The following is a 17,700-nucleotide window of genomic DNA, read 5'->3' on the forward strand; positions in this document are numbered from 1 at the left end:
GGCATCCAGCCCTGTCAACGTCCCATCAGACCGCTTGGGTGCGGCCCGCCCTGCTCGGTTGTGCGTCAACCGTGTCCTGCTCGGCTGGCAGGATCAATCGATCGGGTACAGCGCTGTGCCATTTCTTTGCGGCGAGGTAATACACCGCTGCCGGTACGACCAGGCCGATGATCCAGGAAATGTCCACGCCCCCCATCGCCGCCACCAGCGGACCGGTATAGAACTTGGTGGCAATGAACGGCAGCTGAATCAGCACACCCAATGCATAGACGCTGATCCCCAGGATGTTCCAACGCCCGTAGCGACCGTTCGGATCAGCCAGTGCCGGCACGTCGTAGCGCTCGCGGGTGATGAAGTAGTAGTCCACCAGGTTGATCGCGCTCCAGGGCGTAAAGAACGCCAGCAGGAACAGGATGAAGGACTTGAATGCACCGAGGAACGAGTGCTGGCCGAGCAGCGCGATCAGGGTCGCGGCACCGACGATGACCAGCACGAAGACCAGCCGCTGCAAACGCGTGACATTAAGGTGCCCACGAAAGCCGCTGATGATGGTCGCGATGCACATGAAGCTGCCGTAGGAGTTCAGCGTGGAAATGGTGACCTTGCCGAATGCGATGCTGAAGTACAGCAACGCAGCGGTGGCACCGGTCCCCCCCAGGCCAACGATGTAGGCCACTTCATGACCGGCGAACTGCCCGTTGGCCGAGGCGGCGGCAAACACGCCGAGGATCATCGCCACCTGTGCGCCGATGACGGAACCGGCGCCGGCGGCAAAAAAGGTTTTCACCGACGAGGTCTGGCTCGGCAGGTAGCGGGAATAATCAGCCACGTAAGGGCCGAAGGCGATCTGCCAGGAAGCCGCGAGCGACACCGCGAGCAGAAAGCTGCTCCAGCTGAAATGGCGGATTTGCAGGAGTGCGCCCACGTCCACCTGGCCGATCAGGCGAGCAAACAGGTAAACAAAGGCAATCACCCCGATGATGCTGGCGACACGGCCGATGAAGTGAATCACCCGATAGCCGAGCACCGTGACCAGCACAATGACACTGGCGAAAATCAGGATGCCGACACTGTCGCTGACGCTAAACAACTGGCCCAGCGCCTGACCGGAAAGCACCGTGCCCGTGGCGGTGAAACCCAGGTACATCAGGCACACCAGCACGATCGGAATGGCCGCGCCATAAACGCCGAACTGCACCCGACTGGAGATCATCTGCGGCAGGCCAAGTTTGGGCCCTTGCGCGGCATGCAGCGCCATGACGCCCCCGCCCAGCACTTGACCGATCAGCAGACCGATCAACGACCAGAACACATCACCGCCCAGCACCACCGCCAATGCGCCGGTGACGATGGCGGTGATTTGCAGGTTGGCCCCCATCCAGAGGGTGAACTGGCTCAACAACCGACCATGTCGCTCCGCTTCCGGGATGTAATCGATCGAGCGCTTCTCGATCAACGGCTTGCTGCTTGCGCGGGTGCTGGTGACAGCCATGGTTCAACCTCTGTGGATTGTTCTGGGTTCTTGTGGAGCCTGCTTCCTGTGGGAGCGGGCTTGCTCGCGATAGCGGTGTATCAGCCGATGCCGGTGTCGAATCTGATGACGCCATCGCGAGCAGGCTCGCTCCCACAAGGGGACCTGCATTACTTGCCGGTGATCATCGGCAGATTCAGCCCCTGTTCCTTGGCGCAATCGATCGCGATCTGGTAACCGGCGTCGGCATGACGCATCACGCCAGTGCCTGGATCGTTGTGCAGTACGCGAGCGATCCGCTCGGCGGCTTCATCGGTACCGTCGCAGACGATCACCATGCCCGAATGCTGGGAGAAGCCCATGCCGACGCCGCCACCGTGGTGCAGCGAGACCCAGGTCGCGCCGCTGGCGGTGTTGAGCAAGGCGTTGAGCAGCGGCCAGTCGGAGACCGCATCGGAGCCGTCCTGCATGGACTCGGTTTCGCGGTTGGGGCTGGACACGGAACCGGAGTCCAGGTGGTCGCGACCGATCACGACCGGCGCGGACAGCTCGCCGCTGCGCACCATTTCGTTGAACGCCAGGCCCAGCTTGGCCCGTTGGCCCAGGCCAACCCAGCAGATACGCGCCGGCAAGCCCTGGAAGCTGATGCGCTCGCGCGCCATGTCCAACCAGTTGTGCAGGTGGGCGTCGTCGGGGATCAGTTCCTTGACCTTGGCGTCGGTCTTGTAGATGTCCTGCGGGTCGCCCGACAGCGCCGCCCAACGGAACGGGCCAATGCCACGGCAGAACAGCGGACGGATATAGGCCGGAACGAAACCGGGGAAGTCGAAGGCATTCTCGACGCCTTCTTCCTGGGCCATCTGGCGGATGTTGTTGCCGTAGTCGAAGGTCGGGATGCCCATTTTCTGGAAGGCCAGCATGGCTTTAACGTGGACAGCCATCGATTGCTTGGCGGCCTTGACCACGGCGGCAGGCTCGGTCTTGGCGCGGGCACGGTATTCGTCCCAGGTCCAGCCGGCCGGCAGGTACCCGTTGAGCGGGTCGTGGGCGCTGGTCTGGTCGGTGACCATGTCGGGACGCACACCGCGACGGACCAGTTCCGGGAGAATTTCAGCCGCATTCCCACACAGGGCGATGGAGATCGCCTTGCCTTCGGCGGTGTATTTCTCGATACGGGCCAGGGCGTCGTCGAGGTCGGTGGCCTGCTCGTCGACGTAGCGGGTCTTGAGGCGGAAATCGATACTGACCTGCTGGCATTCGATGTTCAGCGAGCAAGCACCAGCCAGGGTCGCGGCCAACGGTTGTGCGCCGCCCATGCCGCCCAGGCCGGCGGTCAACACCCAACGGCCCTTGAGATTGGAATCGTAATGCTGGCGACCGGCTTCGACGAAGGTTTCGTAGGTGCCCTGGACGATGCCCTGGCTGCCGATGTAGATCCAGCTGCCGGCGGTCATCTGGCCGTACATGGCCAGGCCCTTGGCGTCGAGCTCGTTGAAATGCTCCCAGGTGGCCCAGTGCGGCACCAGGTTAGAGTTGGCGATCAGGACGCGAGGGGCATTGCTATGGGTCTTGAACACGCCCACCGGCTTGCCGGATTGCACCAGCAAGGTTTCGTCGTCATTCAGGTTGGTGAGGCTTTCGACGATCTTGTCGTAGCACTCCCAGTTACGCGCCGCACGGCCAATGCCACCGTATACCACCAGTTCCTTGGGGTTCTCCGCGACTTCCGGATCGAGGTTGTTCATCAACATGCGCAGTGGCGCTTCGGTCAGCCAGCTCTTGGCGGTCAGCGTGTTACCGCGAGGGGCACGGATTTCAACGTCACGGTATTTTTCAGGTTTGCGGGTAGCGTCGGTCACAGCAAAAACTCCTCAGCGATCAGTCCAGACCAGCCCGGGCAATGGGCAGTGATTCAGCGAACGTAGCGTTGAGCATCGATGACTCATACGCATACGTCTTTACTTGTATGTACAAGCATATGCAATCAAGCGGCCAACTTTTTTGAGGCGCTTATGGAGGCTGACTTGAGAAATGGCTACGAAGCCCGTGGCGTATGGGTTGCCGAGCTGGATGAAAATTTCGGGAGCGGGCTTTTAGTAGGGGAGGTGAACGCCGCAAAAGCGTGGCATTGCGCTACGCTGGGGCATTCGGTAACAAGTTGGTGCGCACAGGAAACAGTGGGGGAGCTTTTGTGGCGAGGGAGCTTGCTCCCGCTCGACTGCGCAGCAGTCGCAAAAAACCCAGGGCTGCTCCGCACCCCAGCGGGAGCAAGCTCCCTCGCCACAAAAAGCTGTTTAGCGGGTATCAGTGGGCAATCAATTCGATCACACAGCACTGGCCATTCGTGGAAATTTCCAGCAACCCGGCGTTACCGCTCAATTGCAGACAGTCGTAGAGGCCCAGTTCCGCCTCAGGCTCGCCGACCTTGACGCGCAGCGATGCAGCCGCGCTGAACACCAGCAGCGTCCCCGCCTCGCTGAAAAACCGCTGCTCATCCTTCATCCACTGCACCCGCGCACGGTAACGCTGCGGTGCATAGATCAGGTTGAAGTCGCGAATCGGCCCGCCCAGCAAGGTGCAATGCACATGGCTCTCGCCACTGAATGCAAAGGCGTCCAGCGGATGCAGCGCCCGGGTGCTCCGACCATCGACATTGAGCGTCATGCCATCGCCCTGCAGCACGCTGATGACCCGCTCGTAACCGGCGAAGGTGGAGAAACCGCCGGATTCGCCAATATCGGCGATCGACAGGCGCCAGCCGAAACCTTCCAGGCCGGTGCCGGCATCGCGGGTGATTTCCTCGGTGCTGCCGCCACCATTTTTCCAGGGCATGCGTGGGTAATCAGCGGCTCGCAGGACCTTCATCTGACTGATCATTTATGAAACCGACCTTCGAGGCTATGACGGGAACCGGGGTGGATCAGGCGGGCGGCGGTCACTGGCTGACGCCCGGACCAGGTCCGACGGCGGATCAACAGGCACGGTTCGCCTCTTTCGATCTGCAGCAGCTTGCATTCGCTCGGCTCGGCCAGGATCGCTTCAACCACGTGCTCACCTTCGGTCAGCGGCGCGACCTGGTTCAGATAGGCGTAGGGCGTTTGCAGGGTGAAGTCCTGCTTGAGGTACTCGGGCGCCACCAGCGCGTTGACGAAACGGTCCTCGATCTGCACGGGAATATCGTTCTCAAAATGCACGATCAGCGAGTGAAAGACCTTCTGTCCTTCGCGCATGTCCAGGGCCAGGGCCCGTTCGGAACCGGCGGCCTCTTCTTCCAGGGTGATGACCTTGCACGTGTGGCGGTGACCACGGGAGGCGATCTCATCGGCGATGTTATGCACCTCGAACAATGCGGACTGGCTCTTGGGTTCGGCGACGAACGTACCGACACCCTGCATGCGTACCAACAGGCCATCGGCGGTCATTTCCCGCAGGGCACGGTTGATGGTCATGCGGCTGAAGCCCAGCTGGCTGACCAGTTCGCTTTCCGACGGCACGCGGTAATGCGGCGGCCAGTTTCCACTGTCGATCTGCTGGGTGATCATCTGTTTGACGCGGGCGTACAAGGGTGCCGGACTGTCACCCAGGTTTGCGGCCAGCGGCGGTTTGGCAGGCGGAGTCGGCACGGCGGTTCCCTGTTCTGCTTATGAAGGTTACGAATGTCCTGTATCACAAATACTGTTCCTTTTTGACGGCGTCTCTTGCCGTCATCCTGCGTTGCCCCTCCTCGTCATAGCCTGCTATGACTCGTCGCGGCGCCTTGCCTGACGACAAGAGCCACGCATCAAAAAAGAACGTATTTGTGAAACAGGACATTAGCTTGCCGGAGTTTACCGGGCAGGCAAACGTCTGTATATGTATATACAAATTACGCACGATGAGGTTGAACCATGTCCGCCTTCTTTGCCGAACGCGCGCTGCTGCCTGACGGATGGGCCAAAGATGTACGTCTCGAAGTCGACGCCGCAGGCGTTCTGACCAGTATCCAGGCCGATTCCCATGCAGACGGCGCCGAACGGCTGGGTGGTCCGCTGTTGCCAGGCATGCCGAACCTGCACTCCCACGCGTTCCAGCGGGCCATGGCCGGGCTGGCAGAAGTGGCGGGCAATCCCAATGACAGTTTCTGGACGTGGCGCGACCTGATGTACCGCCTCGTCGGAAAAATCAGCCCGGACCAGCTCGGCATCATCGCCCGGCAGCTGTACATCGAAATGCTCAAGGCCGGCTACACCTCGGTCGCCGAATTCCACTACGTGCACCATGACACCGACGGCGCGCCCTATGCCGATCCAGCGGAGCTGGCGCTGCGCATCAGCCAGGCCGCCAGCGCGGCCGGCATCGGCCTGACGCTGCTGCCAGTGCTCTACAGTCACTCCGGGTTTGGCGGCCAGGCGCCCAACGACGGACAGCGCCGCTTCATCAACAGCACCGAGAACTATCTGAAGCTTCAGTCGCGGTTGCAGCCGATCCTGGCCGCACAACCTGCGCAAGCGCTGGGCCTGTGTTTCCATTCCCTGCGCGCCGTCACGCCTGGGCAAATCGATGAGGTGCTGGCCGCCAGCGACCGCGATTGCCCAGTGCATATCCATATTGCCGAGCAGCAGAAGGAAGTCGACGACTGCCTGAGCTGGAGCGGCGCCCGTCCGTTGCAATGGCTGTACGACAACACTGAAGTCGACCAGCGCTGGTGCCTGGTCCATGCCACCCACGCCAATGCCGACGAAGTCAGCCTCATGGCCAGAAGCCGGGCGATTGCCGGTTTGTGCCTGACCACCGAAGCCAACCTGGGCGACGGGATTTTCCCGGCCGTGGATTTCCTCGCCCAAGGCGGACGCTTGGGCATCGGCTCCGACAGCCATGTGTCGTTGAGTGTGGTGGAGGAATTGCGCTGGCTGGAATACGGCCAGCGTCTACGCGACCAGCGACGCAACCGGTTGTACCGGGCGGATCAACCGATGGTCGGACGTACACTGTTCGATGCCGCGCTCGAAGGCGGCGCCCAGGCTCTGGGACAACCCATCGGTGCCCTGGAAATCGGCAAACGCGCCGACTGGCTGGTACTCGACGGCAACGACCCGTACCTCGCCACGGCCCAGGGTGACGGGATTCTCAATCGTTGGCTGTTCGCCGGTGGGGATCGCCAAGTGCGCGATGTGATGGTCGGCGGGCAGTGGGTCGTGCGCGACGGGCGTCATGCCGGGGAAGAGCAAAGTGCCCGGGCGTTTACCCAGGTGCTGCGCGAACTTCTGGGCTGACCCTGCGTAAGACAATGTGGGAGCGAGCTTGCTCGCGATGACGGTCTTTCATTCAACAACTCTGTCGAATGTAAATACCTCATCGCGAGCAAGCTCGCTCCCACAGGTTTTATTCCGGTCAATCCGACGTCTTGGCCATTTGCCGATCCGACGCACGCCAGATCAACCGGCTGGTGTCATAGCCCTGCTGACGCGCCTTGCTCAGCAATTCTTCGCGAACGACGCTGTTGACGGTCGGCGTGCGGGACAGCAACCACATGTAGCGGCGGCTCGGGTCGCCGACGATGGCGGTCTTGTAGTCATCGCTGACGTACAACACCCAGTATTGCCCTTTCGCCACGCCCGGCACGATCCGCGAGAACCAGTTGTCGAACCTGACCCAGAGCTTGTCGGTCTTGCCCGGCACCTGCGGGGTGGCGGTGCCCCTGGCCTCTTCCCACTGCCAGTCCGAGGTCAGGCAGCGGTTGAGCACACCCATGTTGCCGTCAGGCTTGAGGGTGTAGTGGGCTTCGGATTGCGCGCAGTTGCGCTGGAAATACATTGGCAGGCGGGCCAACTCGTACCAGGTCCCTTGGTAACGCTTCAAATTGACGTGGTTGACGGTCTTGGGCGCCAACGGGTCTTCGCCAGAAGTGGCGCAGCCAGCCAAAACCAGGCCAGCCAAAAGCACTAACAATAACCGCTTCATTATTTTTCTCCCGCAGGCCCGTAGCCTCGGTTTACTTCAGGCCTTGGCCGGAAAACATCAACACTTTGTCACCGGCGTACTGCACGCTGATAAAGCTTTTCTGGTCGCCCCAGGTGCAACTGGACATGCCGAGCGCGCCCGAACAATCAGTCGGTTTGCCCAGCAATGATTCGACTTCGGACTTGGGCATGCCAGCCGACAGCTTCGAATAATTTTCCTGATTGACCTTGCTGCATGCGGTCAGCACGACGCATACAAACAACAACGCAATGGAACGCAGGGACATCGTGTAACTCCTGGAGCGGAAGGGAGGATGGCAGGGCGCCAACCAGAAGCTTAGAAGTGAAAACCCCTATCTGGTTCCCCGACACCTGCGGTATTTATTGGTTCCTTAGGCGGCGTTTCGTCGGTAAATCAAACAGTTTGTGGCGCTGCCCTGCATTTCGTCGGGTTTGGCAAGCCGATAGCTGATCCCTGACGCTCCCAGGCCGATAAAAAGAACAGCGCGAAATCCTGCGTTATGGCACATTGCCCACCTTCCTGACCAGCACCTCTGCGGTAGCGTTCTTAATGACCAGAAACATGAAGTTCAGCCACAAAATCCTGCTGGCTGCCGCCCTCGTGGTAGCCGTTGCGTTCGCCTGTTTCATCCTGTTCAACGACTATCGTCAGCGCCAAAGCCTGCACAGCAGCACTGAAAACTCGATGCAGGAACTCGGCAGCCTGACCAGTCGAAACATCCAGACCTGGGTCGAAGGCCGCGTCCAACTGCTGCAATCGCTGGCCCAGCAAATCGCCGTGGACGGCAGCAGTGCCGACAGCCTCAAGCGCGCCGTAGGCCTGCCGGCGTACACCGGCAATTTCCAATTGAGCTACTTCGGCGGCACCGACGGCGTGATGTTCTCGGTGCCGGCGGGCAACCGCGCCGCCGACTATGACCCTCGTGCCCGTGGCTGGTACAAGGCCGCCAACAGTGCCCAACAGACCATTGTCACCGAGCCCTACATTGCCGCTTCGTCGGGCAAGCTGGTGATCACCGTGGCCACCCCGGTACTGCGCCAGAACCAGATGATCGGCGTGGCCGGTGCTGACATCGACCTGTCCAGCGTCAGCGCGATCATCAACTCGCTGAATTTCGGCGGCCATGGCCATGCGTTCATTGTCAGCGCCGACGGCAAGATCCTGATCCACCCCGACAGCAAGCGCGTGCTCAAGACCCTGGCCGAGGCCTACCCCAACGGCGCACTGCAGGTCAGCCCGGGCATGAAGGAAGTCGAACTCGACGGCAAGACCCAGTTCATTTCCTTCACCCGTGTCAGCGGCGTGCCGGGTGCCGACTGGTACGTGGCGCTGGTGCTCGACAAGGACACCGCGCTGGCGATGCTCAGTGAGTTCCGTACCTCGGCGCTGATCGCCATGGCCATCGCCGTGGTCTTCATCATCGCCCTGCTGGGTATGCTGATCCGCGTGCTGATGCAGCCGCTGCTGACCATGGGTCGCGCCATGCACGATATTGCCGAAGGCGAAGGCGACCTGACCCGACGCCTGACCATCCACGGCCATGATGAATTCGGCGCACTGGGTACCTCGTTCAACCGCTTCGTCGAACGCATTCACACCTCGATCCGCGAAGTGGCATCGGCCACCGGCCAGGTCAACGAAGTGGCCCTGCGCGTGGTCAGTGCCTCCAACTCGTCGATGTTCAACTCCGACCAGCAGGCCTCGCGCACCAGCAGCGTGGCCGCGGCCATCAACCAACTCGGCGCCGCCGCCCAGGAAATCGCCCAGAACGCCGCCCTCGCCTCGCAGCACTCCAGCGATGCCCGCAGCCTCGCCGAAGACGGTCAGCAAGTGGTGGATAAAACCATCACCGCCATGCAGCAACTCTCGGCGAAGATCAGCGACTCCTGCGGCAACATCGAGACCCTGAACAGCAACACGGTGAACATCGGCCAGATCCTGGAGGTGATTACCAGCATTTCCCAGCAGACCAACCTGCTCGCCTTGAACGCAGCCATCGAAGCGGCCCGTGCCGGCGAGGCCGGACGCGGTTTCGCGGTGGTGGCCGATGAAGTGCGCAACCTGGCCCACCGCACCCAGGACTCGGCGCAGCAAGTGCAGAAAATGATCGAAGAGCTACAAGTCGGCGCACGCGAAGCGGTATTGACCATGACCGACAGCCAGCGCCAGAGCGAAGGCAGCGTCAGCATCGCCAACCAGGCCGGCGAGCGCCTGAGCAGCGTGACCCAGCGCATCGGCGAAATCGACGGCATGAATCAGTCGGTGGCCACCGCCACCGAGGAACAGACCGCCGTGGTGGAGTCGATCAACGTCGACATCAGCGAGATCAACACGCTGAACCAGGAAGGTGTGGAAAACCTGCAAGCGACTTTGCGCGCCTGTTCCGATCTGGAGCAGCAGGCGGCGCGGTTGAAGCAGTTGGTGGGGAGTTTCCGGATCTAGCGCGTCTTCACTGGCCTCATCGCGAGCAGGCTCGCTCCCACAGTTGACCGTGTTCCGTCAGGGAAAACCCAACCAACTGTGGGAGCGAACCTGCTCCGGGCGGCGATCCGACGATGGCGGCATCGGGCAGTAGAACACTGGTCGGCACAACCTGACGCAGGACTGAATTAGGACTAAAATCAGTTCACTCAGTTTTGAGAGGTTCCCATCATGAAGCTGTCATCTCAAATCAAGCCCATCAGCTATTTGAAAAGCCATACTGCCGACATCGTCAAGACCATCACAGAAACCCGGGAGCCCTTGATCATCACCCAAAACGGTGAAGCCAAGCTCGTGGTTATGGATGTGAAAAGCTTCGAAGAGCAAGAAGACACCATGTCGCTATTAAAGCTGTTGGCTATGGGTAATAAGGAAATCGAGGAAGGTAAGTATCGGGATGTCGAGGATGTCTTCGCTGAATTGGACGCGGCCGACGAACGATGAGTTTAAAGATCGTAATCCTCCAATCGGCTGAGACCGATCTCAAAGAACTGCGCGTTTATCTGACCGAACGGTTTTCTGTTCAAGCATGGCAAAGCACCCATGCCAGTCTTAAGACTGCGATCCGTCATTTGGCAACATTCCCTTATGCGGGGTCGATCCCGGACGAAATAGAGAAGCTGAATCTTGGTCAGTATCGGCAGGTCCTGTCAGGAATGAACAGGATCATTTATGAAGTGCGAGGCCAAACGATCTATATCCACATCATTGCCGATAGCTGCAAAAGCCTACCCGCGCTGCTTATGAAACGGTTGCTTCGAGGCAATCCATAAGCCGTCACTAAAAGCGCGACCCAGGCCTGTTCAAGAACTCCCCTTCCTCAGCCGTAGACTCCCTTCCCAACACCCCATTGCGATGGGGAAACCGTCCAAAACGCGCAATGATCTTCTGGTGCCGTTCGGCATAGTCGAGATTGTCTTCAAATACAGCCACTTCCGGCTGCTCGCGAACCAGGTCGATAAACCGCGACACAGCCTCGTTCTGCACGGCCAGGTTTTCGCAGTGCTCGAGCACCAGGTAGATGAACACCCGTTGGATGGGCTTGAGTTGCCGGTCGAACCCCGCCGCCATGCCTTGGGCCACCAGCGCTTGGGCGCGCAGGTCGCCGGAGAAAGCCTTGGGGGTATCGCGAAAGATCATCCGCGGCAACTGGTCGAGCAACAGCACCAGGGCCAGCCAACCTTCCGGGCGTTGCGCCCAGTCGATCAATCCGCCGGCCAATGCCTGTTCGACCTGATCGCCAAAGCGCTCGCGCGCCTGGCGATCATGACGCTTGCCGAACCACAGCTTGCCTTTTTCAGCCGCTATATCGTCCGGTGCCTCGGCTGAACCGAACCACCAATCGAGCAACGGCTGCCAAGGCTCGGCCATGATTTACTCCTTGTGGTAGGCGGTGGCGCGGGCGACTTCTTCCTTCGAACCGAGGAACACCGCCACACGCTGATGCAGGCCTTCGGGCTGGATGTCGAGGATGCGTTGGTGACCGTCGGTAGACGCACCGCCGGCCTGCTCCACCAGAAACGACATCGGGTTGGCTTCGTACATCAGGCGCAGCTTGCCGGGCTTGCTCGGCTCGCGGCTGTCACGCGGATACATGAACAGACCGCCGCGAGTCAGGATACGGTGCACGTCGGCGACCATCGCGGCGACCCAGCGCATGTTGTAGTTCTTTTTCAGCGGGCCTTCTTCGCCTGCCAGCAATTCGCTGACATAGCGTTGCACCGGGGCTTCCCAGTGACGCTGGTTGGACATGTTAATGGCGAATTCCTGGGTGCTTTCAGGAATCGTGATGTCTTCGTGGGTCAGCACGAAGCTGCCCATTTCACGGTCCAGGGTGAAGCCTTTGACGCCATCGCCCAGGGTCAGCACCAGCATGGTCTGCGGACCATAGATGGCATAGCCGGCGGCAACTTGCTGGGTACCTGGTTGCAGGAAGGCCTTCTCGTTCAGGGCTTCGTTCTGGCTCAGGTATTCATTCGGGCAACGCAGCACGGAGAAGATGGTACCGACCGGGGCGTTGATGTCGATGTTCGACGAACCGTCCAGTGGGTCGAAAACCAACAGGTAGGCACCCTTGGGGTATTTGCCCGGGATTTGGTAGGCATTGTCCATTTCCTCGGACGCCATGCCGGCCAGGTGACCGCCCCATTCGTTGGCTTCGAGCAGGATCTCGTTGGAGAGTACGTCGAGCTTCTTCTGCACCTCACCCTGCACGTTCTCGGTGCCCATGCTGCCCAGGACTCCCCCCAACGCGCCTTTGGAAACGGCGTGGCTGATCTCTTTGCACGCACGCGCCACCACTTCGATCAAAAAGCGCAGATCGGCAGGGGTATTGTTGCTGCGGGTCTGCTCAATCAAATAGCGACTCAAGGTAACGCGGGACATGGACGGCTCCGAAGAATAGGGGGCGGAAAAACCAGCGCAGTTTAGCGCGAGTCGGGACTTAATTCCTCCTATGAGACGGGATAAGGAGGATTGAGTTCACGGGGTCCCGGCTCGCTTGGATATTTCTGTCGATTGAAAGGACGCCATCGCAAGCAAGCTCGCTCCCACAGTTGACCGAGTTATTTCGAAGAACGCGGTCTATTGTGGGAGCGAGCTTGCTCGCGATGAATGCACCTCAGCTCTTGACCGGCGGCTTGAGCAACAAGCTGAAGGCCATCGCAGCAAGGAACAGCACGCCGAACAGCAACACCGCCCACAAGCCGATCTTCTTCCAGTTGGTATCGACCGTAGCCGGCGCGGTCACGGTTACGGCAGTCGCTGTGGCGGTGGTCGTGCCATTCACCGTCGCCGTCCCCAAAGTCGCCAACCGCGATGGACGGTAATCGGGCACCAGCGTCGTCAGCGGCAGGCTCGCGGCCTTCACCGTCGCGTTGCCCAACGCCAGGCTGTACGGACCGTCGCCGCGCGCCAGAAACACCACCTGGGTCGGCCGCACGGCAAAGCGCAGGGCCGGCGCCTCGGTGCCGAGACCGCCGCCCCGCTCGTCCACCGTCAGCTTCAACTGCTGCACGGTCTGACCGGACAATTGCAAATGATCTTGCAGCACATCCTGGCCATTCTGGGTCAGGCGATAGAGCAAGCCGCTGCCCATGGGCTGCCATGGAAGGCTGCTTTCACGGCGTCCGGCCAACGTCACCGGCGCCAGGCTGTTGGCCTGGCTGAGCTCGACCCGCACCTGCTCGACGTTCAGCCCCTTGGGCAACTGCCAGGTGTACTCGCCGGCCTTGCTGGTGGTGCCGGCCAGAGGCTGCGACCAGACCAACGGTAACGGCAGGCTCTCGTAGCTGGCGCTTTGCAGCTGCGCGGAAGTCAGAACCGGCGCGGAGGACGGCGAGTCCCAGAGCAAGCGCAGATAGCGCGCCGATTGCCCCGGCAGGCTCACTTCATGCTGCTCGACCCGCTCATCGGCGAAGGTCAATCGCGCCACCTGACCCTCGCCCCAGGATTGCCAGTGTTGCAGGTCATCACTGGCCTCGATGGTGAAGCGCTGGAAACCGTCGCGCTCGCTGGTCCAGTCGAGCACCAACTGCTGCAACGGCGCCTTGAGCGCGCTGGCGTCGAGCAGCCAGCCACGCAGCTCCTCTTCCCCGGCCTCGAGCCGGCTGGACGGCTGGACTTCCACCAGGGTCCCGTTGGCATTCGATTGCACCCGCACACTGGGCGCGCGCTCGTTGTCATCGGCGGCGTTGTACAGCGGGAACCACTTGACGTCGGTGAGGGTGCGGTTTTCCCGACTCTGCACCGACTCCTTGACCAATGCATAGGCCTGGGCCTGCCCGGCCGCGTTGAAGACCCGAAGGTCACTCAGATCGGTCTGTTGCGCCTGCAGTTGAACGTCCAGCGGCAGCGGCAGGCGATACCACGGCCCCTCGCCGCTCAAGGCCAACGGCACCTGGTGGGCGAAATCCGCCGGTTGCTCCTGGGCCGAAGCCGACAAGGCCACCCACAATCCGACCATCCCCAGGCCGATCCGACTCAACGTGCGACTCAAGATGACACTCCCTCATTGACAGGCATTGGCGGTTCCGTCGGCGGGACCGTTTCCGGACGTTTTGGCGGCAGCGGTGCGAAGTAGCCTACCACCAGCAACAGCACGCCGACGCCGATGAACGACACGATCCGCGCCAGACCGCCACGGTTACTCAATTCGACAAAGAACAACTTGGCGACCACCACGGCGATCAACGCCGCACCGATCAGCCACACCTCACGGCGGTGGCGCAAATGCCCACCGATCATCAGGCCCAGAGCGATCAGGGTCCAAATGATGGACAGCCCGGCCTGCACGAACATCGATTCGAGCAGTGCGTCGAGCTCGAACGGTACGCCAATCCAATGGTGAGCGCTGCGCATCACCAGCGCGGTAAAGAACGCGAACAACGACACACCGGCGATCAATTGGGCGATGTGCTCGGCATGGGCCCAACGGATCGCCAATTGTGCCAGCGCACTGCGCGCCCACACGTACACGCCGAACAAGGCAAACAGCAAGCCCAGGTCCAGCGGGTTGAGCAACGGCACGTAGGGCAACGGGTCGGCGCCACCGTCACTGAACGTATTGGCCAGCCAGAACCAACCGAGCATCAACAGCGCCAGGGGCACCGCCGCGTAGACGCGATATTCGCGCGGCTGGGCCGACACCGGCCATGGCCAGGCGCGCGGCGCGGCCATCAGTATCAGGTACAGGCTCGGCAGGATCGCCCAACCCAGCCAGCGCCAGGCGTTGTATTGCTCTGACAACAGCAGCAGGCCATAACGCAGCTCCAGCGCCAGCACGCCGATCAACAACCAGCAGCCGAGCACATGAGCCGTGCTGCGTGCCTGGGCCGGCAAGCTCGACGCCAGACGCTTGAGGGAAAGAAAATGCACGCCAAACACAGCCAACCAGGCGAGCCAGCCAAAGTCCGCAGCCGGGTGATAACGGTTGTGCCAGGATGCGACCAGCACACAGCCCGCCGCGGGTATCAGCAACGTACACAGCAGCCCCAGGGCCGGCCATTTCAGGCGCGGCGCCAGCACGGTCCACACCGCCACGCTGAGCGCCGCGACCAACAGCAACAGGCTGCCTTGCAGGTTCATCGGGGCAAAGCGCAGCACTTCGCTGACCCACGCCAACGCCCACCAACCGGCCCCCCAGACCAGCAGCAACTCGGACAAACGGCGCAAGCTCAAGGCCTCGAATTGCGCCGCCGAATGCCCGCGCTGCAAGCGCCATGCACCCACCAGCGCCGCCAACCCCAGCACCAATGGCGTCCAGAACCCGCTGTGGGCCAGAGGCCGCAGACCCTCGGTATCGAGCGGCCCCAACAAGGCCGGGCCCGCCACCAGGAACGCCGCACCGCCGAGCAATTGCAGTAACAGCCCGAACACAAAGCTCACCCGCTGCTTCAGGTACAGGCTCAGCCAGATGATCAACAGGCCGCTGGCGGCCCATACGCCACTGGCGGTTTGCCAAGGCAGGACGAACAGCACCGCAAGGTTGATCAGCACCAATCCCGCCAGCAGCACCACTGACAAGCCGCGCAACAAGCGGACGTCGCTCCGCACCATTTCATCGCGGGCCGCCAGCAACATGCCGCCGATCAGCGCCAGGCCGATCAACGAAGCGCTGAACAACCCGTTCCAGCCGGCGTTGAGCACCGCTGCTGAATCGCCTTGCGCGCCCCGCAGGCGCAACAGGAACAACGCCCCACCCAACAGTTGGATGGCAAACGCAGTGAACAGGAAGCTGCGCGATTGCAGGCGCAGGCCCACGAACAGCGTCGCCAGGCCGGCCAGCGCCCAGGCGATGGCCGTGCCGTGGGTCAGGAAAAACAGCGGAGCCAATAGATAGAGCGAAGCCAACCCCGACACCGCCAACACCGGTCGCACCTGCCGCTCCCAACTGATGGTGTGCTCGGGGGCAGCCTTGCGCAGTTGATAGAAGCTGAACAGCAACGCGCCGCCGAGCATCAACGCGCCCAAAGGAGAGCCTTGGAGCAGGCTGCTTTCGCCGGCTGTCAGTTCGCTGAAGAAAGCCCATGCCGCTCCCAGTTGCAGCAGCAAGGCAAACGCACGGGCCAGGGGGCGTTGCTGACGCAGGCCCAGCCAGAAAATCCCCGCGCCTTCCACCGCCCATGCTGCTGCGGTCCAACGGGCGTCGAGCCCCAGGGGAATCGCCAGGCTGGTAAAAATCACCCCCAGCGCCAGGCAGGTTTCGGCCAGCAGCAAGGCGCGTCCACCCTTCAGTACGCGGGCCAGGCCGATGTAGATCATGCCTAGGACCAGCGCGCTGAACGCTGCGGCAAGATCGAGGAACATCACCAGCGTGAGCTGCAAGCCGAAGGCCACCAACGGGGGACCGAACAGCATCGTGCCGTCGACATAATCGCCTTTGCTCGCTGACCAGCGCAGCAAGGCTTCGCGGCTGTCATCCTCTGGGGCGTCGCTCATTTCCAGCAGTTTGCGCCGGGTGAACAGCAAGCCGATCGCCAGGTACATCAGGAAGAACACGATCAGGAACGGCTCGGTGCTGAAGAACAGCTGCGGCGAATACGAACGCAGGCCCCAGGCGATGCCGATACCGAACGTGCCGACGAAGCCGATCAGGTTCAGCAGGCGCCAGGCCTTGAACCAGGCAATCGCCAGGATGCCGGCATTGAGCAGGATGAAATAGCTGAACAGCGCCACATGATTGCCGCTGCCGGTGGACGTCAGGATCGGCGCGGCAAATCCGCCCAACGCCGCCGCGGCCGCCAGGCCCAGGGCGTTCTGGGTCACCGCCAGGATCGCCGAAAACACCGTGACCGCCACCAGCAAGCCCAGGGCCGCCTTGGAATCGAGCAGAGGATGCAGGCGCATGGCGGCGAAGACCGTCAGGTACAGCACCGCGATCCCGGTGCCCTGGAGCATCAACGCATAGTTGCTGTTGCGCTGACGCAGCCACCAGCCCAGGCCCAGCAGCCCCAACGCGCTGGCCGCGACGCCGGCGTAGCGCAGCTCGATCGGCACCACCATGCCTTCGGTGGCGTAGCGCAGCAGGAACGCCAGGCCGAGGAACAACAGCACGACCCCGACCCGCAGCACCGTGTTGCCGCCGAACAACCAGTTGCGCGCACCGGCCAAGGCGCGCTCGATCACATTCGGACCTCGCGGCACGGCCGGTTGCGCAATGGGCTCTACCGGGTCGAAATTACGGGACTCGCGCCTGGAGGCGGCGGGCGCCGGGGTCCAGACGTCGTCGGGCAACGGCTGGCTGGCGTGCGTGGCCCTTGCCGGGATCGGACCGAGGTCCGGCGGCAGTTCCCAGACCAATTCCGGTTCCGGCTCGGGTTCGGGTTCGGGGCGCACGGCAGGTTCGTGGGCCTGGGACGCAGCGGCCTGGGGCGCCGGTGCTGGCTCATGGGGAGCGTACAGCGTGCCACGTTCCAGCACCGCCAGACGCGCCTCCAGCGTGACCAGCTCTTGCTGGGCCGCTTGCAGCAAAACCTGCTGCCTGGCGGCCTCGGATCCCAGGTACCTGATGCGAAACACCTGGGCAATGCCAAGCCCCACCAATGCGCCTATCAGCGCATCGGCGGGCGACTCATCCACCACCCAGCCGAGAGCCAGGCCCAACAGCGTCAAGATCCATTGCATGGTTGATATCCCTAAGCGGCCCGTTGCGGGCATGACCGGGGCTTTCTGTGCCTGGATCAGTCTAGTGGAACAAGCCCACACCCTGTGGGAGCGAGCCTGCTCGCGATAACGGTGTATCAGTCAACAAACATGTCGACTGATGAATCGCTATCGCGAGCAGGCTC

14 protein-coding genes are annotated in these 17,700 nt (G+C 61.9%); 4 read left to right on the plus strand and 10 right to left on the minus strand.

Going from position 1 to position 17,700, the window contains the following annotated elements; translation table 11 throughout:
- Nucleotides 1-25 precede the first annotated feature (25 nt).
- From ACLEJR_RS10060 to hutC, 4 genes are all read right to left on the minus strand, one after another.
- Nucleotides 26-1,492 (minus strand): purine-cytosine permease family protein, encoded by a 1,467-nt coding sequence (locus ACLEJR_RS10060; protein ID WP_440813626.1) that lies wholly within the window; start codon nucleotides 1,490-1,492, stop codon nucleotides 26-28.
- Nucleotides 1,493-1,641: 149 nt separating this feature from the next.
- Nucleotides 1,642-3,330 carry a urocanate hydratase gene (gene hutU / locus ACLEJR_RS10065; protein ID WP_440799391.1) on the minus strand — a complete coding sequence of 563 codons (1,689 nt, stop codon included), beginning with the start codon at nucleotides 3,328-3,330 and terminating at the stop codon, nucleotides 1,642-1,644.
- 445 nt (nucleotides 3,331-3,775) lie between these two features.
- On the minus strand, nucleotides 3,776-4,345 hold the full coding sequence (locus ACLEJR_RS10070; protein WP_440813837.1) for a HutD/Ves family protein: 570 nt from the start codon (nucleotides 4,343-4,345) through the stop codon (nucleotides 3,776-3,778).
- Nucleotides 4,345-5,094: a histidine utilization repressor gene (gene hutC, locus ACLEJR_RS10075; protein ID WP_047699776.1), complete on the minus strand. Its 750-nt coding sequence runs from the start codon at nucleotides 5,092-5,094 to the stop codon at nucleotides 4,345-4,347. Before hutC ends, ACLEJR_RS10070 begins: the two co-directional genes overlap by 1 nt.
- Nucleotides 5,095-5,358: 264 nt before the next feature.
- On the opposite strand from hutC, the gene ACLEJR_RS10080 reads away from it, so the two are divergent.
- On the plus strand, nucleotides 5,359-6,723 hold the full coding sequence (locus ACLEJR_RS10080) for a formimidoylglutamate deiminase (RefSeq protein WP_440813628.1): 1,365 nt from the start codon (nucleotides 5,359-5,361) through the stop codon (nucleotides 6,721-6,723).
- A gap of 118 nt (nucleotides 6,724-6,841) precedes the next feature.
- Here ACLEJR_RS10080 and ACLEJR_RS10085 read toward each other — a convergent pair whose 3' ends face one another.
- Together ACLEJR_RS10085 and ACLEJR_RS10090 are read right to left on the minus strand one after the other, a co-directional pair.
- A complete protein-coding gene (locus ACLEJR_RS10085; RefSeq protein WP_440799384.1) occupies nucleotides 6,842-7,411 on the minus strand; it encodes a lipocalin family protein in 570 nt (189 codons plus the stop codon).
- A 31-nt stretch (nucleotides 7,412-7,442) separates the two neighbouring features.
- Nucleotides 7,443-7,697, minus strand: coding sequence for a hypothetical protein (locus tag ACLEJR_RS10090; protein WP_058545945.1), 255 nt, complete (start codon nucleotides 7,695-7,697; stop codon nucleotides 7,443-7,445).
- A gap of 284 nt (nucleotides 7,698-7,981) precedes the next feature.
- Between ACLEJR_RS10090 and ACLEJR_RS10095 the strand changes: the two genes are divergently transcribed.
- The 3 genes from ACLEJR_RS10095 (at nucleotide 7,982) to ACLEJR_RS10105 (ending at nucleotide 10,686) form a co-directional block, all read left to right on the plus strand.
- Nucleotides 7,982-9,874, plus strand: coding sequence for a methyl-accepting chemotaxis protein (locus ACLEJR_RS10095; protein ID WP_440799381.1), 1,893 nt, complete (start codon nucleotides 7,982-7,984; stop codon nucleotides 9,872-9,874).
- Between the two features lie 210 nt (nucleotides 9,875-10,084).
- Nucleotides 10,085-10,357 carry a type II toxin-antitoxin system Phd/YefM family antitoxin gene (locus tag ACLEJR_RS10100; RefSeq protein WP_440813630.1) on the plus strand — a complete coding sequence of 91 codons (273 nt, stop codon included), beginning with the start codon at nucleotides 10,085-10,087 and terminating at the stop codon, nucleotides 10,355-10,357.
- A complete protein-coding gene (locus tag ACLEJR_RS10105; protein ID WP_440813633.1) occupies nucleotides 10,354-10,686 on the plus strand; it encodes a type II toxin-antitoxin system RelE/ParE family toxin in 333 nt (110 codons plus the stop codon). The genes ACLEJR_RS10100 and ACLEJR_RS10105 overlap by 4 nt, the downstream gene beginning before the upstream one ends.
- Nucleotides 10,687-10,693: 7 nt before the next feature.
- Here the strand turns inward: ACLEJR_RS10105 and ACLEJR_RS10110 are convergent, their stop codons facing one another.
- From ACLEJR_RS10110 to ACLEJR_RS10125, 4 genes are all read right to left on the minus strand, one after another.
- Nucleotides 10,694-11,284, minus strand: coding sequence for a DUF924 family protein (locus tag ACLEJR_RS10110; RefSeq protein ID WP_440813636.1), 591 nt, complete (start codon nucleotides 11,282-11,284; stop codon nucleotides 10,694-10,696).
- A 3-nt stretch (nucleotides 11,285-11,287) separates the two neighbouring features.
- On the minus strand, nucleotides 11,288-12,298 hold the full coding sequence (locus ACLEJR_RS10115; protein ID WP_440799369.1) for a class 1 fructose-bisphosphatase: 1,011 nt from the start codon (nucleotides 12,296-12,298) through the stop codon (nucleotides 11,288-11,290).
- A gap of 235 nt (nucleotides 12,299-12,533) precedes the next feature.
- Entirely contained in the window at nucleotides 12,534-13,877 is a 1,344-nt protein-coding gene (locus ACLEJR_RS10120; protein WP_440813839.1) for a DUF3999 domain-containing protein, read from the minus strand.
- Between the two features lie 29 nt (nucleotides 13,878-13,906).
- Nucleotides 13,907-17,536: a DUF2339 domain-containing protein gene (locus ACLEJR_RS10125; RefSeq protein WP_440813638.1), complete on the minus strand. Its 3,630-nt coding sequence runs from the start codon at nucleotides 17,534-17,536 to the stop codon at nucleotides 13,907-13,909.
- Between the last annotated feature and the right edge of the window lie 164 nt (nucleotides 17,537-17,700).

Origin of the sequence: Pseudomonas sp. SMN5, assembly GCF_052041925.1 — a bacterium.
In the GTDB taxonomy this organism is placed as follows: Bacteria; Pseudomonadota; Gammaproteobacteria; order Pseudomonadales; family Pseudomonadaceae; genus Aquipseudomonas.